Annotated in this window: 14 protein-coding genes and 3 tRNA genes; 5 read left to right on the top strand and 12 right to left on the bottom strand. The window is 68.5% G+C overall.

All coding sequences use genetic code 11. The features are described from left to right. Nucleotides 1-200 precede the first annotated feature (200 nt). Nucleotides 201-1682, top strand: coding sequence for a leucyl aminopeptidase (locus IEX18_RS12115; protein WP_188659019.1), 1482 nt, complete (start codon nucleotides 201-203; stop codon nucleotides 1680-1682). A gap of 334 nt (nucleotides 1683-2016) precedes the next feature. Here the strand turns inward: IEX18_RS12115 and IEX18_RS12110 are convergent. Beyond that, nucleotides 2017-2093, bottom strand: a tRNA-Pro gene (locus IEX18_RS12110). A gap of 152 nt (nucleotides 2094-2245) precedes the next feature. Here IEX18_RS12110 and lepA point away from each other — a divergent pair. Together lepA and IEX18_RS12100 are read left to right on the top strand one after the other, a co-directional pair. Continuing rightward, the gene (gene lepA, locus IEX18_RS12105) at nucleotides 2246-4057 is read left to right on the top strand and encodes a translation elongation factor 4 (protein ID WP_188659018.1); all 1812 of its coding nucleotides are present in this window, start codon (nucleotides 2246-2248) and stop codon (nucleotides 4055-4057) included. 379 nt (nucleotides 4058-4436) lie between these two features. Continuing rightward, entirely contained in the window at nucleotides 4437-6260 is a 1824-nt protein-coding gene (locus IEX18_RS12100; protein ID WP_188659017.1) for a DUF885 domain-containing protein, read from the top strand. 13 nt (nucleotides 6261-6273) lie between these two features. Here the strand turns inward: IEX18_RS12100 and IEX18_RS12095 are convergent, their stop codons facing one another. The 5 genes from IEX18_RS12095 to IEX18_RS12075 form a co-directional block, all read right to left on the bottom strand. After that, the gene (locus IEX18_RS12095) at nucleotides 6274-8406 is read right to left on the bottom strand and encodes a prolyl oligopeptidase family serine peptidase (protein WP_188659016.1); all 2133 of its coding nucleotides are present in this window, start codon (nucleotides 8404-8406) and stop codon (nucleotides 6274-6276) included. A gap of 115 nt (nucleotides 8407-8521) precedes the next feature. Further along, nucleotides 8522-8598: transfer RNA gene (locus tag IEX18_RS12090), tRNA-Pro, on the bottom strand. Between the two features lie 78 nt (nucleotides 8599-8676). Continuing rightward, a tRNA-Ile gene (locus IEX18_RS12085) sits at nucleotides 8677-8752 on the bottom strand. Between the two features lie 143 nt (nucleotides 8753-8895). Further along, on the bottom strand, nucleotides 8896-9162 hold the full coding sequence (locus IEX18_RS12080) for a hypothetical protein (RefSeq protein WP_188659015.1): 267 nt from the start codon (nucleotides 9160-9162) through the stop codon (nucleotides 8896-8898). Between the two features lie 145 nt (nucleotides 9163-9307). Continuing rightward, entirely contained in the window at nucleotides 9308-10738 is a 1431-nt protein-coding gene (locus tag IEX18_RS12075) for a M20/M25/M40 family metallo-hydrolase (protein WP_188659014.1), read from the bottom strand. Nucleotides 10739-10895: 157 nt separating this feature from the next. Here IEX18_RS12075 and ettA point away from each other — a divergent pair, with 157 nt between their 5' ends. Together ettA and IEX18_RS12065 are read left to right on the top strand one after the other, a co-directional pair. Beyond that, nucleotides 10896-12575, top strand: a complete 1680-nt coding sequence (gene ettA, locus IEX18_RS12070; protein WP_188659425.1) for an energy-dependent translational throttle protein EttA — start codon at nucleotides 10896-10898, stop codon at nucleotides 12573-12575. After that, the gene (locus IEX18_RS12065; protein ID WP_373284551.1) at nucleotides 12575-13021 is read left to right on the top strand and encodes a ribose-phosphate pyrophosphokinase; all 447 of its coding nucleotides are present in this window, start codon (nucleotides 12575-12577) and stop codon (nucleotides 13019-13021) included. Before ettA ends, IEX18_RS12065 begins: the two co-directional genes overlap by 1 nt. Nucleotides 13022-13309: 288 nt before the next feature. Here the strand turns inward: IEX18_RS12065 and IEX18_RS12060 are convergent, their stop codons facing one another. From IEX18_RS12060 to IEX18_RS12035, 6 genes are read right to left on the bottom strand one after another with little or no spacing between them, the layout of a single operon-like run. After that, nucleotides 13310-14131 (bottom strand): ThuA domain-containing protein, encoded by an 822-nt coding sequence (locus IEX18_RS12060; RefSeq protein WP_229664544.1) that lies wholly within the window; start codon nucleotides 14129-14131, stop codon nucleotides 13310-13312. Beyond that, on the bottom strand, nucleotides 14128-14700 hold the full coding sequence (locus IEX18_RS12055; RefSeq protein WP_188659012.1) for a Uma2 family endonuclease: 573 nt from the start codon (nucleotides 14698-14700) through the stop codon (nucleotides 14128-14130). Before IEX18_RS12055 ends, IEX18_RS12060 begins: the two co-directional genes overlap by 4 nt. 15 nt (nucleotides 14701-14715) lie before the next feature. Beyond that, a complete protein-coding gene (locus IEX18_RS12050; RefSeq protein ID WP_188659011.1) occupies nucleotides 14716-15510 on the bottom strand; it encodes an NYN domain-containing protein in 795 nt (264 codons plus the stop codon). 57 nt (nucleotides 15511-15567) lie between these two features. Beyond that, entirely contained in the window at nucleotides 15568-15816 is a 249-nt protein-coding gene (locus IEX18_RS12045) for a hypothetical protein (protein WP_188659010.1), read from the bottom strand. A gap of 53 nt (nucleotides 15817-15869) precedes the next feature. Further along, nucleotides 15870-16352 (bottom strand): transcription elongation factor GreB, encoded by a 483-nt coding sequence (greB, locus tag IEX18_RS12040; protein ID WP_188659009.1) that lies wholly within the window; start codon nucleotides 16350-16352, stop codon nucleotides 15870-15872. A 13-nt stretch (nucleotides 16353-16365) separates the two neighbouring features. Beyond that, nucleotides 16366-18402: a lytic transglycosylase domain-containing protein gene (locus tag IEX18_RS12035; protein ID WP_188659008.1), complete on the bottom strand. Its 2037-nt coding sequence runs from the start codon at nucleotides 18400-18402 to the stop codon at nucleotides 16366-16368. Nucleotides 18403-18430: the final 28 nt, after the last annotated feature.

The following is an 18430-nucleotide window of genomic DNA, read 5'->3' as shown; positions in this document are numbered from 1 at the left end:
GAACGCGACACTATCGGCTCGACCCTTTTCAGGCGCGGCGTCCGCCCTGATACGGCCGCCTTGCTCCCCCGCGCCTATCGCACCGCAGGGCGGCGGGGGCAACGCCCCGCGAGAGCCTGCGAAAAGGGCAGGGCGGGTGACCCGATTGCCCCCGCGCGCCACGCTCCCTACGTTGGGCGCTTCGTTGAAAGAGGGTATCCATGCAGATCGCGTTCGTTGCCGCCGCTCCCGCCACCGCTTCCGGGGCGCTCGTGCTGCCCGTCGCCAAGGACGGGCTGGGCGGCGTGAAGTGGGGCGAGGCGCGTACCGGCGCCGCGCCGCTCGCCGCTGCCGCCGCCGCCGCGCACCGCTTCACCGGCGAGGCGGGCGGCAAGGTGGAGCTGTTCGTGCCGTCGGGCGAGGAGCCCCGGCGCATCGTGCTGCTCGGGATCGGCGCGGGTGCGGAGGCGGACTGGGCCAAGGCCGGGGGCGCCCTCGTCGCGGGCCTGCTCACCTCGGGCACGACCGAATTGACGGTCGACCTGTCCGCCCTCGCCGCTGCGCCCGCGCCCGCCGCCGTCGCGCGCTTCGCCGCTGCGGCGCTCCAGCGCTCGTGGCGCTTCGACGTCTATCGCACCAGGCTGTCCGACAAGCAGAAGCCGACGCTCGACACCCTGACCATCGCCGGCGCGCCGGACGGCACCGATGCCGTCTGGGCGGAGGAGGAGGCGGTGACCCGCGGCCTCGAACTCACCCGCACCCTCGTCACCGAGCCGGCGAACATCCTCTATCCCGAAAGCTTCGTCGAGCGCGTCCTCGCCGATATCGAGGGGCTGGGGCTCGAGGCGACGGTGCTCGACGAGCCGGCGATGCGCGACCTCGGCATGGGCTCGCTCCTCGCCGTGTCGCAGGGCTCGGTCCGCGCGCCCCGCATCCTCGCGCTGCGCTGGCAGGGTGCGGGCGAGGGCGATCCGGAACTGGCGCTGGTCGGCAAGGGCGTGACCTTCGACACCGGCGGCATCTCGATCAAGCCCGCCGCCGGCATGGAGGACATGAAGTGGGACATGGGCGGCGCGGCCGCCGTGGTCGGCGCGATGAAGGCGATCGCCGGCCGCAAGGCGAAGGCGAACGTCGTTGGCGTCTGCGGCCTGGTCGAGAACATGCCCGATGGCGGCGCGACCCGGCCGGGCGATGTCGTGACCTCCATGTCGGGCCAGACGATCGAGGTGCTCAACACCGATGCCGAGGGGCGGCTGGTGCTGGCCGACGCGATCACCTGGACGCAGAAGACCTTCCGCCCCAAGGCGATCGTCGACCTCGCCACGCTGACCGGTGCGATGATCGTCAGCCTCGGCAACGAATATGGCGGGCTGTTCGCCAATGACGATACGCTGGCGGACGGGCTGCTGGCGGCCGGCACGGCGACCGACGACAAGCTGTGGCGCTTTCCGCTCTCGCCCACCTACGACAAGCTGATCGACAGCCCGATCGCCGACATGAAGAATGTCGGCCCCCGCGGCGCCGGCTCGATCACCGCGGCGCAGTTCATCCAGCGCTTCGTCGACGAGGGCGTGCACTGGGCCCATCTCGACGTCGCCGGCATGGTCTGGAGCGACAAGCCCGGCACCACCTATGACAAGGGTGCGACCGGCTATGGCGTGAAGCTGCTCGATCGCTTCGTGCGGGATCGGTTCGAGAAATGAGCGGTCGGGGCGGGGACTTGTCTGCTCCCTGCGATCGTCCCTCCAAAGGCGTCATCCAGCGAATGCGAGACCTTCGCGAAATCCGCGACGCGGCCCTCTTCCCCTCGTAATCCCGGACGTGTTCCGGGATCCACCGTTCCGCGAGATAAACGGGTCGCGCGTTTGCGGTGCCGTGGATGCCGGAACATGTTCGGCATGACGAAGGGCCTTTAGCAAAGGTCGTGCGAAGGCTGGGATCTTTCCTCGATTGCGCAGAGCCATAGCCGCACGAGACCCCAGGTTGCGCCGGAGTGACGAGAAGGCGGCTGTAATCACGAAGGGTCCAAGCGCAAAATGGTCGGGAAGAGAGGATTCGAACCTCCGGCCCCTGCCTCCCGAAGACAGTGCTCTACCAGGCTGAGCTACTCCCCGACGGAGCCCGGTCGTTCAGCTTTCGGGAGCCGACCGGAACGCTTGGAGGCGCGCCTATAGCCACGGGTTTCGGATCGCGCAAGCACCCTTGTCGCCCTTTGTGCGCCGCGGGGCTGGCGAAGGCGCGGGCGCTGGGCTAGGCGGCCTTCATCATGGCCACTCCGCTCGACAAGATCCGCAATTTCTCGATCATCGCCCATATCGACCATGGCAAGTCGACCCTCGCCGACCGGCTGATCCAGGCCACCGGCGGCCTCTCCGACCGCGAGATGAGCGAGCAGGTTCTCGACAATATGGAGATCGAGAAGGAGCGCGGCATCACGATCAAGGCGCAGACGGTGCGCCTCGCCTACACGGCGTCGGACGGCGAGACCTATACGCTCAACCTGATGGACACGCCGGGCCATGTCGACTTCGCCTATGAGGTGAGCCGCAGCCTCGCCGCCTGCGAGGGCGCGCTGCTGGTCGTCGACGCTGCACAGGGCGTCGAGGCGCAGACGCTCGCCAATGTCTATCAGTCGATCGAGCATGATCACGAGATCGTGCCCGTGATCAACAAGATCGACCTGCCCGCCGCCGAACCCGAAAAGGTGAAGGCGGAGATCGAGGACGTGATCGGGCTCGACGCGTCGGAGGCAGTGCTCGCCTCGGCCAAGTCGGGCATCGGCATCGCCGAGATCCTCGAGGCGGTGGTCCGCAAGATCCCCGCGCCCAGGGGCGACGCCACCGCGCCGCTCAAGGCGATGCTGGTCGACAGCTGGTACGATCCGTATCTGGGCGTCGTCATCCTCGTCCGCGTGATCGACGGCACGCTGAAGAAGGGGCAGCTCGTCACCTTCATGCAGGCGGGCACCCAGCATCTGGTCGACCGCGTGGGCTGTTTCCGACCGAAGATCGAGCAGCTGACGGACCTCGGTCCCGGCGAGATCGGCTTCATCACCGCGCAGATCAAGGACGTCGCGATGGCGCGCGTCGGCGATACGCTGACCGACGCCAAGCGGCCCGCCGCCGAGGCGCTGCCGGGCTTCAAGGAAGTCCAGCCGGTCGTCTTCTGCGGCCTGTTCCCGGTCGATGCCAACGACTTCGAGAAGCTGCGCGAGAGCATCTCCAAGCTGCGGCTCAACGACGCGTCGTTCAGCTTCGAGATGGAGACCAGCGCGGCGCTCGGCTTCGGCTTCCGCTGCGGCTTCCTCGGACTGCTGCACCTCGAGATCATTCAGGAGCGGCTGACCCGCGAGTACGACCTCGACCTGATCACCACTGCACCCTCGGTGGTGTACCAGATCCAGCTGACCCATGGCGGCGGCCAGATCGACCTCCACAATCCCGCCGACATGCCCGATCCCAACAGGATCGAGAGCATCAGCGAGCCGTGGATCGAGGCGACGATCTACGTCCCCGACGAATATCTCGGCTCCATCCTGAAGCTGTGCCAGGACCGGCGCGGCATCCAGAAGAACCTGACCTATGTCGGCGGCCGCGCGCAGGCGACCTACGAACTGCCGCTCAACGAGGTCGTCTTCGACTTCTACGACCGGCTGAAATCGCTGTCGAAGGGCTATGCCAGCTTCGACTATCACCAGATCGGCTATCGCGAGGGCGACCTCGTCAAGATGAGCATCCTCGTCAACGAGGAGCCGGTCGATGCGCTCAGCATGATCGTGCATCGCGGCACTGCCGAGGTGCGCGGCCGCGGCATGTGCGAGCGGCTCAAGGAGCTGATCCCGAGGCACCTGTTCAAGATCCCAATCCAGGCGGCGATCGGCGGCAAGGTGATCGCACGCGAGACGATCAGCGCGATGCGCAAGGACGTGACCGCCAAATGCTATGGCGGCGACGCGACCCGCAAGCGCAAGCTGCTGGAGAAACAGAAGAAGGGCAAGGCGAAGATGCGTGAATACGGCAGCGTCAGCATCCCGCAGGAAGCCTTCATCGCCGCGCTGCGCATGGGCGACGAGGGGTGATTGCGGCGAAGGTCTTGCGTCCTCATCACGACCAGAACTGAGGCCAAACCTCTCCCATAATCCTACCTGCCACCCCGGCGAAGGCCGGGGCCCAGTTGGGGGACGGCAGTAAGTCATTGCAAAGCTTCACCCAGCTGGACCCCGGCCTTCGCCGGGGTGGACGCGAGATGTTGAGCGCCCGGGCTTTCGCAGAGGCCCCGCCTCCGCGGGGATGACGGCGGAGGGGCGGGCTTCGGGCTTTCTAGATCCCGCCTCCGCTGGGGTGGCGGGAGCGTGAGGCGGCCCTTCCCGCCACAAGCTCGGCCGCAACGCATTGCGTCGCCGCGCGGGCGATGACAGACGGGTCGTTAGCATAATTTCATCGAAAGGCCGGCCGCCCATGCTCACCACCCGTCGCGAACTTCTGGCCGGCGCGGGCGCGCTGGGGATGTCGGCCGTCCTGCCCGCGCAGACCGGCGGTGCGCCCGGGGACGCTTCGGTCCGCGCCAAGCTCGATACGGTCGCCGAGCAGCTCCTGGCCGATCACCCCGAAAACGCCTTGAGCCTCGGCATCGATACCGGCGCCCGCGCCGCGCTGCACGGCCGTTTCACCGATCGCAGCGCCGCGGCAGAGGCGGCCCGCGCGGCCCGCGCCCGCACCCGGCTCGCCGAACTCAGGGCGATCGACCGCAAGGCGCTCAGCCCCGCCACCGCGCTCGACCTCGACGTGACGCAGGCGGCGCACGAGCTCGCCGTCGCGGGCTGGAGCGCGATGCCGGTCGGCGACGTGTCGGTGTTCAACACCGGCTTCCGCAACACGCCCTATCTCGTCTCTCAGCTGGGCGGCGCCTATTCGGATCTGCCCGACCTGCTGGAAAACCGCCACGCGGTGAAGAATGCGGCGGACGCCGACGCCTATCTCTCGCGGATCGAGGCCTATGCGACCGGCCTCGATCAGGAGACGCAGCGGATCGCGGCGGACGCGGCAAAGGGCGCCATCCTGCCGGGGTTCCTCATCGACATCACCCGCGGCCAGATCGAGGGCATCCGCACCACGCCCGTCGCGGACTGGGGCATGATCGCCAGCTTCCGCGAGAAGTGCGCCGCGGCCGGCCTACCCGCCAGCTACGCCGCCCGCGCGACCGCTCTTGCGACCGAGAAGGTGGTGCCCGCATTGGGCCGGCAAGCCGCGCAGTTCGCCGCGCTCCGCCCGCGCGCCAGCGACGTGCCCGGCATATGGGCGCGCCCGGGCGGGGAAGGCTGGTATCGCTGGCTGACGCAGGTCGCCACCACCACCACCCGCTCGCCCGACGATCTGCACGCCATCGGCGTGGAGCAGAACCGCGCGCTCAATGCCCAGATCGACGCGCTGCTCAAGGGGCAGGGGCTGACCCAGGGCTCGGTCGGCGCGCGGCTCGCGGCGCTCGGCAAGCGTCCCGACCTGCTCTTCGCCAATGACGATGCCGGCCGCGCGAAGCTGCTCGCCTATGTCGAGGGACGCGTCGCCGACATGCGCCAGCGTCTGCCCCGCGCGTTCAACACGCTGGTGCCCGGCAAGCTGATCGTGAAGCGGGTGCCCCCCGCGATCCAGAACGGCGCGCCGAACGGCTATGCCGGCCCCGGCTCGATGGACGGCTCCCAGCCCGGCATCTACTATATCAACCTCAAGGATACCGGCATCTGGCCGCGCTATTCGCTGCCGACGCTGACCTATCATGAGGGCATACCGGGCCATGTCTGGCAGGGCGAATACAGCTTCCGCCTGCCGCTGATCCGCTCACTCCTCGCCTTCAACGCCTATTCGGAAGGCTGGGCGCTCTATGCCGAGCAGCTTGGCAGCGAACTGGGCGCCTACGAAGGCGATCCGCTCGGCCAGATCGGCTTCCTCCAGTCGATGAACTTCCGCGCCTGCCGGCTCGTCGTCGACACCGGCATCCATGCCAAGCGCTGGACCTTCGACCAGGCGCTGCGCTGGTTCCAGGAAGGGACGGGGATGACCAGCGCCCAGCTCACCTCCGAGCTCCAGCGCTATTGCGCGATGCCGGGGCAGGCCTGCGGCTACAAGGTGGGCCATAACGAGATCAATCGCCTGCGCACCAAGGCGCAAGGCGCGCTCGGCAGCCGCTACGACCTGCGCGCGTTCGACGATGTCGTCGTCAAGACCGGCAACGTGCCGCTCACCCTGCTGGAGTCCGTGGTCGACCGCTATATCGCGGGCGCCTGAGCGGGGAGGGCGGTCATCGCGGTTGCCACTTCGGATCGCCCGCCTGCCACAGGATGAAGCTATAGATGTCGGCATGTTCCGCGTCCCGGGCGGAGCGGGTGCTGCCGAGACCATGGCCCGCCTCTTCCTCCAGCCGCAGGAAGGCCGTATCGCCGGCCTCCTGCAGACGGGCGACCAGCTTGGCGGGTTGCCAGGGCACGACGCGCGGGTCCTGCATTCCGCCGGTGACGAGGAAGGGCGGCAGCTTCACCCCGTCGCGGATCGCATGATAGCTGTCCATCGCCAGCAGGTTGCGGAACCCCGCCGGATCCTTGGTGCTGCCGAACTCCTTGGCGTTGGCCGCGCCTGCGGCCGTGGTCTCGAAGCGCAGGGGGTTGGACAAGCCCACCGCGCTGATGACCGAGGCGAACAGGTCCGGCCGCTCCGTCGCAGCCCGCCCCGCGGTGATCCCGCCGGCGGAGGTTCCCCAGATCGCCAGCTGCCGGGGCGTCGTATAGCCCTCGGCGATCAGCGTCTCCGCACAGGCGATCGCATCGCGCCACGTGTTCGGTTTCGCCGCATCCTTGCCACCCAGCCGCCACGCATCGCCCAGCTCGCTGCCGCCACGCACGCTGCAGCTCGCATAACCGACGCCGGCATCGACGCCGAGCAGGTAACGCGGCGAGAAGAGGGGCAGGGTGTTGATGCCATAGGACCCATAGGCCTCGATCACGAAGGGCCGTGGTCGCCGCGGGCCTGCGCTGGTCAGGATGATCAGCGGCACCTTCATCCCGTCGCGCGCGACGGCATCGGCTTCTATGACCTGATAGCGGGCGAGGTCGAGCGAGGGCGGCCGCCTCTCCAGCTTCAGGTCCACGAAACCCTTGCCGGACACATAGCGATAGGTGGTGGAGGGCGTTGCATAGCCTGCCACCGTCACGATCGCGCCGTCGCGGTCGCTCTCCGCCTCCAGCGTCTGGATGCTGCCCTGCTCGGGCAAGGCGAGCCGTTCGGGCTTGCCGCCGCGGGGAATGCGCCACACCACGCCCTTCAGGCGCTCGCGCCCGGCGACGTAGATGGCGTCGCGCCCGCCGCGCATGGTGTCATAGAACAGCTCGGTATCGGGCAGCAGGATCGGGGCCGCGCCCGCGGCCGTTCCCGACCATGTCGTTTGCGTGACCTTATAGCCGGGTGCATCGCGGTGCGTCAGGAAGTAGAGCCCCGTCCGATCCGCGAAGATGCCGGTAACGGCGTCGTTGCGCTCGACGATCTTGCGCCAGCGCGCCCGGCCGCTCGCGGCATCTTGGATCGGCGCCTCCCACGCCTCCAGCTCGGGCGTGACTCCGTCGGACAGCATCATGATCGCCCGCCCGGTGTTTCGGGGCGTGAAGATGCCCGGCACCATCGCCGGATCCCGATTGGGGCCCAGCCCCGCCTTCGCGCCGGCGACCACCACCGGATCGCTGCCGAACCGCCAATGGACGATTTCCAGATTATTGTAGCGCAGCGCCAGATCGGCCGCATCGAGGTCGGGAAGCCGGGTGAAGAACAGGCTCTTGCCGTCCTCGTCCCAGGACGTGCTGGTGAACGGACCCAGCCTGACCGGCCCTGCGATCGTTCGCCCGTCCTCGACGGACACGACCGTCAGCAGCGAATTCTCGCTGCCCTTCTCCGACAGACGCAGCGCCACGAAGCGCCCGTCGCGGCTCGGCTCGAACCCGTCGATCGCGACCGGATAGCCGCGCGCCTTGATCAGTGCAGGCACGTCGACGAGCGTGCGCCGCCGGCCGCTCGCCTCCTGCACGACCAGCGAGTTCTGCTCGCCGCCCGGCGCCCGTTCGAGGAAGAACAGCCGGTCGCCGGCATATTCGGGATAATAGGCAAAGCCGAACTCGCCCCCGAACAAGCCCATGCGCTCCAGCAGCGCCGCGCGCGGCGCGATCGAATCGAGTTTGCGGCGCGTGTAGTCCGCCTGCGCGCGCATCCAAGCCAGCGTCGCAGGTTCCATCTTCTCGACGAAACGGAACCGGTCCTCGACCGTCTGACCGAAATAATCGTCGGTGACCGGCTGGGCGGCAAGTCGAGGCGGGGGACCCGAGGGCTGTTGCTGCTGCGCCGCCACCGGCGCGGCCAGAACGAGCGACACAGTCACGGCCGTCCACCGCATGATCCCCCCTGACGCCGCCGCACCCGCCCCCGGATGCGTCATCGCGGCCGGCGAAACCTACGCCAATCTCCGATGCTTGCAATATGGTGAGAAGCGCGCGGCGATCGCCGGCGGATGGTCGGGGAGACAGGATTCGAACCTGCGACATCCTGCTCCCAAAGCAGGCGCGCTACCAGACTGCGCCACTCCCCGACGCGCGACGTGCCTTAGGCGCTGGGACGCGGATCGTGCAAGTCGCTTCCGCATGGCCGATCCGCCGGCGGTCAGGCGTGGTGGGCCCGGCAGGACTCGAACCCGCAACCTAGCCGTTATGAGCGGCCAGCTCTAACCATTGAGCTACAGGCCCACGCCGGAGGGCTGACTAGGACGCGGCGCGCGGCGAGGCAAGAAGCGGCGGCGCCGCGGCTGGCGTGGCGCGCAAAAGAAAAGGGGCGCTCCCGCGGGAACGCCCCTTGTCCGACTGGTCGGGCCCGACGGCCCGCCCGCAGATTACTGCAGGTTGTCAGCCTTCTCTTCGCCGGCCTCGCGGACGTTCGACGCGGCGTCCTCGAGGTTGTCCGAGGCGTTCTCGAGCGCGGCGGCGCCGGCGCTGTTCGAGGTGTTGTCGGCCAGATCCTCGAGGTTGTCGGCCTGCGCCTCCAGGTTGTCCGCCAGCGCGTCGGCGTTGTTCTCGACCGCAGCGGCCTCCGGCGACTTCGAGCAGGCGGCGACCGACATCAGGCCGGCAGCGGCAGCGACGAGCAGGATCTTCTTCATCAGGATGCTCCCAAGCATAGCAATTCGTTCGCGGGGCCGAGCGCCAACGCGAAGCTGCGTGCATACTCCACCGGATCAGTAGGTCAATCGGCAAATTGGGCGAAACCATGGCCGGTTCCGGGGGGCGGCCACAGCTCGTCGCAAATCAGCGCCGGGGCGGCACGGCCTCGATCGTTTCGGGCGCGTTGCCGACGATCTGGAGCATCGTCGCCCAGGCCGCGACGTTCTGGCGCAGCTGGGCGGGATCGATCTGCTCCAGCGTGTCCTCGGGCGTATGGTGCAGATCGAAATAGCGCAGCCCCGACTGGTTCAGCTCCAGCCCGGCGACGCCGGTCGCGAGAACCGCCTCCACATCGGTCCCGCCGCCCGCCGGCTGCGTGCCGCGCACGATGCCGAGCGGGGCCAGCGCGGCTGCCAGGCGATCGGCGATCGGCGCGCCGGTGCCGGTGAAGTTGGTCTCGACCCGCCAGACCCGGTCCGCGCCGAAATCGCTCTCGGTCGCGATCGCATGGCGCTCGTTCGCATGCGCCTTCGCATAGGCCTCGCCGCCGAAGCCGCCGATCTCCTCGTCGCCGAAGAAGACGACGCGGATCGTGCGCCGCGGGCGGCCCGTCTCCATCACCAGCCTGGCCGCGGCGGCGGTGATGCCGAGGCCCGCGGCGTCGTCGATCGCGCCGGTGCCCAGCTCCCAGCTGTCGAGGTGCCCGCCGATCAGCACGATCCCGGCGGCCGGATCGCTGCCCGGCACGTCGGCGACGACGTTGCCCGACTGGCGCGGTCCGACGAAGCGGGGCGTGAGCGTGAGCCTGAGCGTCACCGGCCTGCCGCGACGGATCATGCGCTCGAGATTGGCGGCGTCAGACACGGACAGGGCTGCGGCCGGAATCGGCGCGACGCCCGGATCGAAATTGGTCGTGCCGGTATGCGGCCCGCGCCCGTGATCCGTTCCGATCGAGCGGATCACGATCGCCGCCGCGCCCTTCCTGGCCGCGATGTTGGGTCCGACGAAGCGGGCTGGGCCCTGGCTGCCATAGCTGGAGCCGTCCTGGGTCGGCGCCATCGCATTGGACACGAAGGCGATCTTCCCCGCCAGGCTGCCGTCCGGCACCTGGATCAGGTCGTTCAGCGTCGGGAAGAACACGACCGGCGCGGTCAGCCCGCCGGCCGGGGTCGCGCCGGAATTGCCGAGCGCCGCCAGACGCAGCGGCTGCGGAAAGGGCGCGACGACCTCCGCCGTCTCGACCCCGCGTTCCCAGACATTGGGCAGGGTATAGGTCTCGATATGCACGTTGCGGAAGCCGAGCGCCTTGAGCTTCGCCACCGACCAGTCGCGGGCGGCCGCCTGCCGGGCCGAGCCGCCCGTCGCGCGCGGGCCGATCTCGGTCGTAAGCCCCTCGGTGATGTCCCACGCCGTGTCGTCGGCCAGCGCCCTGGTCTGGAGCGCGGCGACTTTCGGGTCGACCGTGACCGCCGGCGGCGCGGTGCGGCGCGACGGCACCGGGGCGGCGGTATGGGCGAAAGCGGGACCCGCGACGATCAGCAGACATGACGGCAGGATGGCAGCAAGGCGCGGCATGGGATCCCCTGGATTATTGGCAAAGAAGGGGTAGGGCTATTGCCGCATCGCACGCAACCCCGCGCCGGCATGCGGCCGCGTTGCCAATGGCGACGGCCATCGCTATCTCGCGCTCTTCAGTTTCCCGCTACCCTCACATACGGAGCGCGTGCCCCCGATGGCCGTCCAGTACACCTACGTCATGAAGGGTCTGACCAAGACCTTCCCGGGCGCCAACAAGCCCGTGCTCAACAACATCCACCTCCAGTTCATCCCCGGCGCGAAGATCGCGATCATCGGTCCCAACGGCGCCGGCAAGTCGACGCTGATGAAGGTGATGGCCGGGATGGACACCGACTTCACCGGCGAGGCCTGGGCGGCGGAGGGCGTGCGGGTCGGCTATCTGGCGCAGGAGCCGCAGCTCGATCCCGCCAAGGACGTGATGGGCAACGTCAAGGACGGCGTGCGCCCGATCGCCGATCTGGTCGATCGCTTCAACGCCATCTCGGCGGAGATGGGCGATCCGCAGGACGATACCGACTTCGACGCGCTGATGGAGGAGATGGGCGAGCTTCAGGCGAAGATCGACGCGGTCGACGGCTGGAGCCTCGACAGCCAGCTGGAACAGGCGATGGAAGCGCTGCGCTGTCCGCCGGGCGATGCCGACGTGTCGCGCCTGTCGGGCGGCGAGAAGCGGCGCGTGGCGCTGTGCAAGCTGCTGCTGGAGAAGCCCGACATCCTGCTGCTCGACGAGCCGACCAACCATCTCGACGCCGAGAGCGTGTCGTGGCTGGAAAACTATCTGAAGGAATATGCGGGTAACGTCATCCTCGTCACCCACGACCGCTATTTCCTCGACAATGTCGTCAACTGGGTGCTCGAGCTCGACCGCGGTCGGTACTACACCTACGAGTCCAACTATTCGGGCTATCTCGAGAAGAAGGCCAAGCGGCTCGAGCAGGAGGAGCGCGAGGAAGCCGGCAAGCAGAAGGCGATCGCCGACGAGCTCGCCTGGATGCGCCAGACCCCCAAGGCGCGCCAGACCAAGTCCAAGGCCCGTATCCGCGCGTTCGACGAACTCATGGCCAAGCAGGAGAACCGCGTCGCGGGCAAGGCGCAGATCCTGATCCAGCTGCCCGAGCGCCTCGGCGGCAAGGTGATCGAGGCCAAGGGGCTGACCAAGGCCTATGGCGACAAGGTGCTGTTCGAAAATCTCGACTTCATGCTGCCGCCCGGCGGCATCGTCGGGGTGATCGGCCCGAACGGCGCGGGCAAGTCGACGCTGTTCAAGCTCATCACCGGGCAGGAACAGCCCGATGGCGGCACGATCGAGATCGGCTCGACGGTGAAGCTCGGCTATGTCGACCAGAGCCGCGACGACCTCGATCCCAACAAGAACGTCTGGCAGGAAATCTCGGACGAGCTGGAGGTCTTCCGCTTCGGCAAGCAGGAGCTCGGGACGCGCGCCTATGTCGGCGCCTTCAACTTCCGCGGTCCCGACCAGCAGAAGAAGGTCGGCCAGCTGTCGGGCGGTGAGCGCAACCGCGTCCACATGGCCAAGATGCTGAAGGAGGGTGGCAACGTCCTGCTGCTCGACGAGCCGACCAACGACCTCGACGTCGAGACCCTGCGCGCGCTCGAAGAGGCGCTGGAGACCTTCGCCGGCTGTGCGGTGGTCATCAGCCACGATCGCTTCTTCCTCGATCGCCTGTGCACCCACATCCTCGCCTTCGAGGGCGACAGCCATGTCGAATGGTTCGAGGGCAATTACGAAAGCTATGAGGAAGACAAGCGTCGCCGCCTGGGCGATGCCGCCGATCGCCCGACGCGGCTGGCCTATAAGAAGCTGACGCGCTGATGGGGAAGGGCCGGCCGCGCGGGGATGACCTGGGCGGCTGGCTTGCCGGCAACGGCTTCGCGCCGGCGGAAGGGCCCGGCAGCATCACCGACGTCGCGCGCGTCCGCGCGCTGCTCCTCGATGCGGCCCGGGAGGAGCGGTCGCTCAGCTACAGCGAAATCCTCCGCGCGCTCGGTCATCGTTTCACCCGGCCGAAGATGCGGGCTTTGTGCCGGACGCTCGACGCGATCGACGCCGCCGGGGCCGCATCGGGAGAGCCGGGACTGGCGGTGCTGGTCGTGCGCGAAAGCGACCGTTTGCCGGGGCAGGGCTGGTGGGTCGGTTCGGCCGAGCGCGGCTATACGGGCCCATGGGAAGGGCCGGATGCGGCCGCCCATATCGCGGAGAAGCAGCAGGCGGCGTTCAAATTCTGGCGCTCGGCAGGCGCAGTGTCGAATTCGCCGTAGATCGTGATCCAACCAAACTGAACCGGGCGTCTTCCCCGCGAAGGCGAGACCTTTCCGAAAAACCTCCGTCCACCCCGGCGAAGGCCGGGGCCCAGTTGGGAGACGGCAGTAATCTTTCGCGAAGTTTCGCCAAACTGGTCCACCGTCTTCGCCGGGGTGGACGAAAGTTGTCGAACACTCAGACCGTCGCAGAGGTCTCGCCTTCGCGGGGATGGCGGCGCTTGTGCAACGGTCGCGCCTGCGATGAATTGACGATCCGGCCCAGGTGGCTCGGCCTCAAGGGGAGGCCTACTGGCAGCGACCGCCACCAGGCCGCACCCAGCGGATCGCATTGGCGATCAGGCGGCGGTAATTCGGATCGTCATAGGCCTCGGGCGTATGGCCGAGCGCCGAATAGACGATGCGCCCCTTGCCCAGCGTGCGGGCCCAGATGATCGGGTGGTCTGCGCCCATCGCCAGCTTCTCGCCGGGCTTGTAGCTCGCCTCGTCGAGGGTCGCGAGCACCGTCACGCCGGGACCCCGCACCGACTTGTCGAAGGAATACCATTCGTCCTCGGGCGTCCAGGGCCGCTTCAGCCCGGCCATGACCGGATGGCCAGGTTGTTCGATCTGGACGCTCGCCCGCTGGATGTGGTCCGCGCCGTTGGGATGGCCGGTGAACAGCGCGCCGATGATCTCGTCGCCATAGGCCGCCCAGTCGTAGCGATTGTCCCCGCCCGCGGCATGCAGTCCGACCACCCCGCCGCCCTTGCGGATCCAGTCGGCAAACGCGGCGCGCTGCGCGGGGGTGAAGGCGTCGCCGCTATTGCTGTTGAGCACGACGACCGAGAAGCGCGAGAGGTCGACCGGGTTGAAGACCGCGGCATTCTCGGTCGAGAAGGTCTTTGCGCAGCGCCCCGCGATTTCGGCGATCACTGGACCCGAATGCGGCAGGTGCTCGATGTGCCGCCACGCATTGGTCTTGGAGAAGATCAGCACACCCCCACGCAGACCGGTCGGCAGCGGCGGCGGGATATGGTCGTGGGTCGGCGTCGGCAGATGCGGATCGCCGGGCGCCTGCGCGCCGGTGAGGAGCAGGAGCAGGGCGGCGGCAAGGCGGCGCGATGTCACAGGCGGTCGGTCCCGACAGAGAGGTGAGGGATGGTAACGGAGGCCCATTCGGCTCCAAAGGCGATCTCGTCGCGTTGACAATAGCCATCGTGAAGTGGCTGCCAGTGTCGGTGCAATATCATGTGATCGACGTCGACCACCCAATATTCGGGCACCTTGTGGCTTGCATAGATGGTCGCCTTGCGCGTCAGGTCCGAACGAAGCGACGCAGCCGCAACTTCAATGACCAGCCGAACCGAAGCGAGTGGTATCAGCCCTTCGCCATCGGCTTCGCTGGTGATCACGATGTCAGGCTCCGGCACGTCGTGGGGGGGCGCATCGATCGAGCCCTCGACGATGGCTTCCAGTCCGCTATCGGCATTGTCCAGCGCCGCACTGATCAGCCGGAAGAGCCGCGACTTGATGCGGGCATGCGGCCGATGCTGGGCGTTCATGTAAACGACCTCCCCATCCAGCAATTCGGTCTTGCCGTAGTCGTCGAATGCCCCCGAAGCGTCGAGTGCAAGATAATCCTCCGTGCGCAACTTCACGCGCTGCGGCTCTGTCGCGATCGGGATCATCGTCGTCATCGCCTCACCATAGCATCACCGAACCCGCTTGACGAACGAGCGCCCGCCATCGCGCACCTCGGTCTGGAAGTTGGGCACGGCGCCGATCAGGTCGGACAGCCGGCGGTAGCCGTAGTTGCGGACGTCGAAGCTCGATCGGTTCGCGGCGAGCTGGCCCATGGCGGACAGGCTGACAAAGCCCCGCTCGTCGCGCTTCGAGGCGTCATAGGCGTCGATCAGGAGCTGCAGCAGCTCCGGTTCGACGGGCGCCTTCACCTTGGGCTTGCTCACGGCGATCGCCGGCGGCAGCGATTCGGTGATCGGTACGTCGGTGCTGACCGGCCTGGCGGCGGGCGCCGCTGCCGGTTCCTGCGCGGGCTCCGGCGCGGCCGCGGTCAGCGCGCCGACATCGATGAAGCGTGTGCAGGCGCGGCGGAACCCCTCCGGGGTGCGGCTGGTGCCGAAGCCGTAGACCGGAATGCCCTCCTGCCGGATCCGCATCGCCAGCGGCATGAAGTCCGAATCGGACGACATGATGCCGAATGCCTCCACCTTGCCGCGGAAGAGGAGGTCCATCGCATCGATCGTCATCTTCATGTCGGTCGCGTTCTTCCCCTTGGTGAGGTCGAACTGCTGCTGGGGCTCGATCCCGTGGCGGACGGTCATGTCGCGCCACGCCTTCAGCCCCGGCTTGGACCAGTTGCCGTAGACGCGCCGGACGTTCACCGTTCCCAGTTCTGCCAAAACGGTCAGGACCGGGTCGAGCGTGGCAGCCGAGGCGTTGTCGGCGTCGATCAGCAGCGCGACGTTGCGGGTGGGCGTGTCTTCCATGCCGCCGCTTGTGCGCTGCCGATCATGCCGGGCGCAAGCGCCCGCAGGCGATCCGCCTCAGCTATTCTGTCCGCGCCGGTCGCTGGCATAGGCCTGGTTGTTGTTGATGTCGTCCTGCTTGGTCGGGCGGACGCTGCCATCGGGATCGTCGATCAGCTCGTTCAGCTCGGCCTGGGTGTCGAGATCGTGGTTCAGGCCGGATCGGCTGCCGGGCATGATGCCGGCCGCGGCATCGGCGGTGACGTTCTCGATCAGCTCGCGATCGTCGGTGTCGCGCGCGGTCTGGGTGCGGGGATTTTCGTCCATCGTCGCTCTCCTGCTATGCCCGCGATCAACGGGCTGGGCCGGCGCGCCGTTCCTCAGGTGGACAGATAAGCCACGGCGATCACCTCATATTCCTTCTCGCCTGCCGGCAGCGCGACCCGGCGCAGGTCGCCCACCGCGGCCCCGCGCAGTGCACGGGCGAGCGGCGCATTCCAGCCGATGCGACCGGCCCTGGCGTCGGCCTCGTCGTCGCCGACGAGCGTCAGGCTGCGCTCGACATCGTCCTCGTCGGCGATCGTCACCGTCGCGCCGAACCAGGCGCGGCTGCGATCCTCCTGACGCGCAGGGTCGACGACCTTGGCGGCCTTCATCCGCTTGGCCAGCCAGCCGAGCCGCCGGTCGATCTCGCGCAGCCGCTTGCGGCCGTAGATATAGTCGCCATTCTCAGACCGGTCGCCGTTGCCGGCCGCCCAGCTGATCGTCTCGACCAGTTGCGGCCGCTCGGTCGCGAAGAGCTGCTCGTACTCGGCCCGCAGCGCGGCGAAGCCGGCCGGCGTGATGTAATTGGGGCGATCCATGCGCCCGCCCCTATCAGCCCGGCTGGGTCTTGCCGAGATACCAGCTCAGCCGCGCCGCGCCCTGGCTCCTGGCGCGGGCGGGGTTCATCAGGTCGTAGACGACGGCGTTTTCCAGCACGCGCTGGACATAGTTGCGCGTCTCGCCGAACGGGATCGCCTCGATCCAGTCGACCATCTCGATCTGCCCGGTGCGCGGGTCGCCGAACTGGCGGAGCCACTTGTTCACATTGCCGCCGCCCGCATTGTAGGCGGCGATGGTGAGCGGCCAGCTGTTGTAGTTGGCGAAGACCCGGTTGAAATAGCCGGTGCCGAGCTGGATCGAGATGAAGGGATCGGTCGACAGCTGCTCGGGCGTGAAGGACAGGCCCATCTTCGCCCCCTGCTCGCGCGCGGTGGCCGGCATCAGCTGCATCAGCCCGCGCGCGCCGGCGCTGCTGACGGCGGCCCGGTCGAACTGGCTTTCCTGTCGCGACACCGCATGGATCAGCGTCCAGTGCGGCTCGTAGCCCGCCGGGATCGGCACGGTGGGGAAGCCCGCGGCCGAATAGTCGGTCAGCCCGTTCTGGAGCGCGCTGCGCCCGACCATCACGGCGAGGTCGGGGCGGCCGATCTGGCGCGACAGCTCGGTGGCGAGCAGATGCTCGTTCTCGCTCGTCACATCGGCGGCGATCTGGCGGATGAAGGCAGTCTGGTCGCGCCAGTCGCCGATGTTGTTCAGGAAGCGCGCGGCCTGCACCGTCTCGCGTGCGTTGAACGCCGACCGCTCGGCCGGGGTCAGCGCCGCGGTCGAGAGCGCCGGGGGCGGGCTGAGCGGCTGGCCGGTCCGCTCGAGCGCGAGCTGTCCGTAGAAAGAGTCGCGGTTGCCCGCCGCCTGCGCGAAGAAGGCGGCGGCCTCGGCCGGCTTGCCCGCCGCCTCGGCCGCGCGGCCCGCCCAGTAGAAGCCCTTGGCCCGCGTCTGCGGCGACTGGATCGCCCGGGCATAGCGATCGAACATCACCATCGCGTCCGCCGGCCGGCCGAGCTGCTTCAGCGCCGTCCAGCCCGCCAGCCAGGCCAGCGAGGTATAGTCGTCGCGCTCGCCATAGGGCTTCTTCGACACGTCGGTGCCCGCCGGATAGGCGTCGTCGACCTGCCGCGCGATGTCGTAGGCGAGCTGATACTGGCTGTCCGCCGCCGCGCCGCGGGCGTTGACCAGCAGCACCTCATACCATTTCTCGACATTGCCGGGCAGGCCGGCGAGCCGGCGCGGCCGCGCGAGCCACTCGCGGCCCGACGGGCTCATCGTCTCGCGCAGCCAGGTGGCGCGATCGGCGATATAGCCCGGATCGTCGGCATAGAGCGCCTGCGTCGCCGCAGACAGTTCGGCGGCATTCGCGGCCTTGGTGCGGAAGGCGAGCCGCGCCTCGAACACCGGGCGCCTGGCGGGGCTGGTCAGCGCGATCTGGCGTGCGGCGACGCTGGTCGCGCCCTGCCACAGCAGCTGGTCCATCCGCGCGTCGTGATCGTCGGGCGAAAGCGCGCCGGGAAAGCTGGTCAGGATCGCGCTCTCGTCCGCACTCGCCAGTACGCCGCCGCGCCAAGCGGCTCGCGCCGCGGCATTGGCGCCGGCCATGTCGCCGGTCGCTGCCAGCGCCTTGGCCTGCGCGACCCGGCCCGCGTTGGTCGTCGGCGGATAGCGGCGGAAGAAGGCGGCGATGCCGGCGGGCGATCCCGACCCGAGCGAGGCCTGCCGCTCCGCCGCGCGCCGGTTCGCCGCCTCGCCCGGCCAGCCGGGATGCAGCGTGAGGAAGCCGGCATAGCTGTCGAAGGGCAGCGCGTCGGTCTGCTGCAGCGCCTTCCACTGGGCGATGGTGGCGGCGATGGCGGTGTTCGCGGGTGCGACCGGCTGCACGGTCGGGACAGCACTCGGAGTAGGCGTGCCGAGCTTGCCCAGCCAGGCGTCGAGGCTGGCGCCCGGCGGCGCGGACGTCGGCGGCGCGGACTGCTGGGGCAGGGCGGACGTGCCGGCGAGCAGGGCGAGCAACAGGCCCGTCTTCATCGGTGCGATCATGTGGACAGGATACGCATGCCACCCGTAT

This window comes from Sphingomonas metalli, assembly GCF_014641735.1.
GTDB lineage: Bacteria > Pseudomonadota > Alphaproteobacteria > Sphingomonadales > Sphingomonadaceae > Sphingomonas > Sphingomonas metalli.
The sequence above is the reverse complement of the archived record's forward strand: the minus strand, read 5'-3'. Positions and strand labels throughout refer to the sequence as shown.